General features: G+C 50.3%; 4 protein-coding genes. 2 read left to right on the top strand and 2 right to left on the bottom strand.

Annotated features, from left to right (window positions below; translation table 11 throughout):
• Positions 1–228: 228 nt before the first annotated feature.
• Positions 229–453 carry a hypothetical protein gene (locus tag BUA24_RS11580; protein ID WP_072792749.1) on the top strand — a complete coding sequence of 75 codons (225 nt, stop codon included), beginning with the start codon at positions 229–231 and terminating at the stop codon, positions 451–453.
• Positions 454–608: 155 nt separating this feature from the next.
• On the top strand, positions 609–857 hold the full coding sequence (locus BUA24_RS11575; protein ID WP_072792747.1) for an integrase core domain-containing protein: 249 nt from the start codon (positions 609–611) through the stop codon (positions 855–857).
• Positions 858–1,467: 610 nt separating this feature from the next.
• Here BUA24_RS11575 and BUA24_RS11570 read toward each other — a convergent pair.
• Positions 1,468–2,082, bottom strand: coding sequence for a hypothetical protein (locus tag BUA24_RS11570; RefSeq protein WP_072792746.1), 615 nt, complete (start codon positions 2,080–2,082; stop codon positions 1,468–1,470).
• Positions 2,083–2,180: 98 nt separating this feature from the next.
• Positions 2,181–2,702 carry a hypothetical protein gene (locus BUA24_RS11565; RefSeq protein WP_072792744.1) on the bottom strand — a complete coding sequence of 174 codons (522 nt, stop codon included), beginning with the start codon at positions 2,700–2,702 and terminating at the stop codon, positions 2,181–2,183.
• Positions 2,703–3,053: the final 351 nt, after the last annotated feature.

The raw sequence follows: 3,053 nt of genomic DNA, 5'->3' as shown, positions 1-3,053 counted from the left end.
AGGTTCTAGTTTTCTAATAATTCCTAGATACCATGGCCACCACAAACAAATCAATTCACTCGTGGAATTTGCACAACTATCGGGACACAACCCTGCGATGACTTGATCTTGAGTGTGCAACTTGGGCCTTCATGTGGTTACCTCCCATATCTATTTTGGTCAGTCTTCTCACATTTCGGGTGGATCACATAGGGTACACCGGTTCACAGGCATCTCTATCCATGGCAAATGGATGCGATCTGTGCTGTTTCGCCGATCGGAATTGGGGGTAGGGTCCAATACTTTGGGTCCTTCGACCTTATGGAGAGGTTGACTAAGTTACTGAACGCACTACGTGCCCAACAGAGGGTGGCGTCCAAGCAGGTCTCACCGCAAGAAACAGCTGCTTCACGGCTCGAGCGCTCAGAGATCCTCAAACTACTCAACATCATCGACGAGTACTCGAGGGAGTAATTAGATACCCTCGTCGATCGCTCGATCGATGCCGAAGGGGTGATTTCGGCTCTCGATGGGATCGTGGCAGAACATGGAACCCCGGTCTACATCAGAATGGACAATGGACCTTCAGTTCATCTCGCATGCCTTAGAGGACTGGGCCAAAGAGATGAGTGGCACACTTTACTTTATCGACCCAGGATCGCCTTTCCCAAAATGGAAAGTGCGAGTCGTTCAACTCAAGACTCCGAGACGAACTCTTGAACGGCGAACTGTTCACCTCAGTCACCGAGGCCCAACTCTTGACTAATAACTATCATCATGACTACAACCTCATCCGAGCACATAGTTCCCTCGGCTACCTGAGCCGTCATGAGTTCTTGGCCCTTGATGTGACGACCCAGAGAATGGTTCTCACTTAAGTCAAGCAAACATCGGGGCTACAACGTGCGGGAACTACTTCAGATCTCGGGCCCCATAGGAGCGCGCCAAGTAAACTGTAGGTGGTCTTCTCACAAACGAAGTGGACCACGCTCAAGGGGCCGTCCAATCGAAAACTCTGCAAGTCATTCCCAACTGTAAATCGGACGTATGCAAAATGTGGGACACCACACTACTGTAATCTACGATTGTAACGCGCGCTGGTCAAGAAGAATAGTGCCGAGCAAAATGTCCGACAGGTAAGAGGAGGTTAGATCATCAGGCTCCAGAGAAGGAGTTCGTATTCTCAACGCGCCCCACGGCGTTTCTCGAATTCGTCGTCAAAAGCACCTGGGTAAACGGAAAGACGGAATTCGACGGCCAACGGGTTGAGCATTTCCACCCTCGAGAGCTTTATGAAGAGGTTTGCTGCCCCACCTACCCGCAATACCGGGGCCCGGCTCAATGGACCAACAGAAGAGGAGCTGACAGCAAGTCGTTCAATAGCCAGAACGTGAGGTTTTGAATACCGAACCGATGACTATCGCTTAGTTCTTGTCCAAATCTTCCACGGTCGCCGAGTACAGGTCGTTAGCTCCAAGCCGTGCACGGTCAATCGGAATTGTTAAACAAGTTAAAGTATCCCATAATGAAGGGCTCTAAGTCCGAGATTCTTACGAGTTCCAACCCTTCCAATGAGGTCCAATTGCGTCCCTCCAGGAGTATTGAATACTCGTCACAGTCGCATTGAGCAATGACGTAGGATTGAGCCTCTAAGGTCTGGAAGATCTGAGCTCTGCCATTCACGACGATCGCTACTGAAGAGTTGTGTGCCTGGGTCGCGAGGTCATCAGCCTGTCGTGCTATATCAAGATGTTCCTCATCGGAACACGCCTGCTGTTGTGATTCAAGCACACCGTAGAGCATATCAGAGAACTGCTGCGAGAGGGGATTCTCCTGCAGCGTCCATCCCCTCCAAGTAATAACATTGAGAAGAGGTTTATCTGGGTCTCTTGGATACCCAAACCTAACGTGCACTCCGACTGCATCTATCTCCACTCGCCCATTGCACACTTTACGCTTGTGGGGACGCCCACCCAACACTCTTGGCATGTCATCGCTCGTAGCAACTCCAAATATTGGCAGATCACTATCCAACATCATCGCGGCTATCCTGCGAATATTCCTCTCATGGTGAAATTCAGGTATCTTACCGACATAATCCATGAACCTACCTCCTTGCAATCACGAGACACCTTGGGCCTACCATCATGTGGTACTGGTTCGCAGTCATCGACAAACACAAACTTGATCGGTGATGACGCTCAACCAACCTGAGTTGACGACTCTGGTCCACCTGAGTAGCACACCGCACCGTCCCATAGGATAGCGAGACTCGACGTATCGGAAACTACTGCCAAATAATCACCACTCGGAACGTAAGTTTCGCTGGCGAGACCATACCAGCGTGTTTCAAAGTTTAGGGGTCCTCCCCACGAGAAAACACGCTCATAGTTGAGATCCATATCGTCGACATATACATGCCACTGATAGTCAATCGCCCACGTATTGAGATGAAACCCCGTGAGCAAGCTGAACGATCCTGGAGCACCAGAGGCAATGGTAACGTAGGAAATACCGCAATCACCACCGACCTCTCCGTCAGGATGTACTTGTGCATTGCCTTCAACTGCGTTAGCAACCTCTGCTTGACGTCCGTCCGGCATCGTGATAATCCGAAATCCATGCTCTTTTGCAACGGCTTCGTCAAAGCCAACGATTGTCATCGGCGACGAGGCGACCAAAGAGCTTGCTGAGAGGGTGGAAGATGAACTTGTCAGTCCCATCCCAGGCCCTAAGCTAGCGAGTCCAAGACTGGCAGCTACAATAGACCCCCCCGAACTATGTTGCGTACTTTCATCATTACCCCCTTATGGTGCTCATCGCTACCAGAGTTATCGTCTGGTACAATCAAGAACCTAACGCATCATGGCAAAGATTGCACAGCATTTTCAGATATTACCGAAAGTGTACCATCTAGCAGGGAGGTTGGCAGACTGTTTATGGGAGTGCTAATTCAAGACAGGAAGTGTTATTCGGGTGGGCAGATGATTTGGCCATGGGAAGAGTCCTAGGAGACTGGTGTGAAATACGCATCCCGATAGGATCAGGTCCGGAGCAGGTCGTGGTTTTCCGTT

Origin of the sequence: Ferrithrix thermotolerans DSM 19514 (genome assembly GCF_900128965.1) — a bacterium.
In the GTDB taxonomy this organism is placed as follows: domain Bacteria; phylum Actinomycetota; class Acidimicrobiia; order Acidimicrobiales; family Acidimicrobiaceae; genus Ferrithrix; species Ferrithrix thermotolerans.
This window is presented reverse-complemented; position numbering and strand designations above follow the sequence as displayed.

Coding starts and splice junctions, on each gene's coding strand:
- BUA24_RS11570 (WP_072792746.1), bottom strand. CDS start 2,082: ATGGATTATGTCGGTAAGATACCTGAATTTCACCATGAGAGGAATATT.
- BUA24_RS11565 (WP_072792744.1), bottom strand. CDS start 2,702: ATGGGACTGACAAGTTCATCTTCCACCCTCTCAGCAAGCTCTTTGGTC.
- BUA24_RS11580 (WP_072792749.1), top strand. CDS start 229: ATGGATGCGATCTGTGCTGTTTCGCCGATCGGAATTGGGGGTAGGGTC.